The 2,282-nt window shown below is 69.4% G+C and carries 1 protein-coding gene; it reads left to right on the forward strand.

The window, feature by feature from the left end; all coding sequences use genetic code 11:
• Positions 1–97: 97 nt before the first annotated feature.
• Positions 98–2,282, forward strand: a 2,185-nt coding sequence (locus tag ACFY4B_RS42555) for a condensation domain-containing protein (protein WP_387977187.1), incomplete at its 3' end; no start/stop codon positions are given.

The raw sequence follows: 2,282 nt of genomic DNA on the forward strand, positions 1-2,282 counted from the left end.
CGGACGCGGCAATGACATGACAGCCACACCCGGCATCCCTGGGTGCCCTGATCTTACGAATGACCAGAACGATCCCACGAAGAAAGGTATGGATGTCATGGCTCAGCAGATGGAACCGACGACCGGGCAGAAGGACACGGCCGAGGGTGGTCGCGCTCCCGAGTCGGCGCAGGAACAGCTCCTGTGCGGCCTCTTCGCCGAGGTCCTCGGGCTGCCGTCGGTGGGAGTCGATGACAACTTCTTCGCCCTGGGCGGCCATTCGGTCATCGCGACCCGGCTGATCAGCCGCATCCGCAGCACGCTCGGCGCGGAGCTCGGCATCCGGGACCTGTTCCGGAACCCGACCGTGGCCAGGGTGGCGGAGAAGCTGAAGGAGGGGCGGCCGGCGCGGCGGGCGTTGGTGGCGGGGGAGCGGCCGGAGGTGCTGCCGCTGTCGTTCGCGCAGCAGCGGCTGTGGTTCCTCGACCAGCTCGAAGGCGCTTCCGCCACGTACAACAGCCCGTTCGTGTTCCGGCTGCACGGATCGGTGGACGTGGAGGCCCTCTGCGGGGCGATCGGTGACGTGGTCGGGCGGCACGAGGCGCTGCGGACGGTCTATCCGGCGGTCGACGGGCAGCCCCGCCAGGTGGTGCTGCCCGTCGGGGACGTCGAGGTGCCGTTCAGGGCCGAGCCATGCACGGCGGAGGAGCTGGCGGAGCGGATTTCCGGCGAGGTCCTCGCCGCGTTCAACCTGTCCACCGGGCTGCCGTTGCGGGTGGTGCTGTTCAGGCTCGGCGAGGGTGAGTCGGTGCTGGTGGTGACCTTGCACCACATCGCGAGTGACGGTTGGTCGATGGAGCCGTTGTGGGAGGGCGTGGCGTCGGCGTACCGGGCCCGGTTGGCGGGGGTTGCTCCGGAGTGGTCGCCGTTGCCGGTGCAGTACGCGGATTACACGCTGTGGCAGCAGGGTCTGTTGGGTGGGGTCCTGGAGCGGCAGTTGGCGTACTGGTCGGAGGTGTTGCGGGATGCGCCGCAGGAGGTGGCGCTGCCGTTGGATCGGCCGCGGTCGGGGGTGGCTTCGCGTGCGGGTGGTCTGGTGGAGTTCGGGCTGGACGCGGAGCTGCACGCGGAGTTGGAGGGCCTGGCGCGTCGGCATGGCGTGACGCTGTTCATGGTGCTGCACGCGGGCCTGGCGGCCCTCTTGTCGCGCCTGGGCGCGGGGACGGACATTCCGATCGGCACGGTGGTGGCGGGGCGTTCGGACGAGGCGTTGGACAAGCTGGTCGGGTTCTTCGTGAACACGCTGGTGCTGCGGACGGATGTGTCGGGTGCGCCGACCTTCGGTGAGTTGCTGGGGCGGGTCCGGGATACGGATCTGGCGGCGTTCACGCACCAGGACCTGCCGTTCGAGCGTCTGGTGGAGGAGCTGAACCCCGTCCGCTCGGCGTCGGTCCATCCGCTGTTCCAGGTGATGCTGGTCCTGCAGAACAACAGCGAGTGCAGTCTCCGACTCCCGGGCCTGGTCGTGGAGCCGGAGTGCTCTGTCGCCGCCCCGGCCCGGTTCGACCTCAACCTGAGCTTCTCCGAGCACCATGACGCCGCCAACAGGCCGGCCGGCATCCGGGCCGAACTGCGCTACGCCGCCGACCTCTTCGACCACGGCACCGTCACCACCTTCGCGGAGCGCCTGCGCCGGGTGCTGGCCGCCATGGTCGCGGATCCGGACGGGTCGGTGGGGTCGGTTGAGGTGTTGGTGGGTGGCGAGCGTGAGTTGGTTGTGTCGGGGTGGGGTGGTGGTGGGGGTCCGGTGCCGGCGGGGACGGTGCCGGGGCTGTTCGGGGAGCAGGTGGTGCGGGCTCCGGGTGCGGTGGCGGTGGTGGATGGTGATCGCCGTTTGTCGTATGGGGAGTTGGATGTTCTGTCGGATCGGATGGCCGCGCGGTTGGTGGAGTCCGGTCTGGTGCGGGGCGGGTTGGTGGGGGTGTGCCTGGGGCGTGGTGCGGATCTTGTGGTGGCGTTGTTGGGTGTGTTGAAGGCGGGTGGTGGTTACACGCTGTTGGATCCGGAGTTCCCGCGGGAGCGGTCGGCGTTGGTGGTGGCCGAGGCGGGTGTGGGTCTGGTGGTGTCGAGTTCGGGGTTGCGTGGGTCAGTGGAGGGGCTCGCGGAGTGTGTGGTGTGGGTGGATGAGGAGTGGGAGCCGGCAGCAGGCGGGGTGTTGCCGTCGGTGGTGGTGGGTCCGGAGGATGTGGCGTGTGTGATGTTCACGTCGGGTTCGACGGGTCGGCCGAAGGGTGTGGTGGCGC

This window comes from Kitasatospora sp. NPDC001261, from assembly GCF_042896795.1.
GTDB lineage: Bacteria > Actinomycetota > Actinomycetes > Streptomycetales > Streptomycetaceae > Kitasatospora.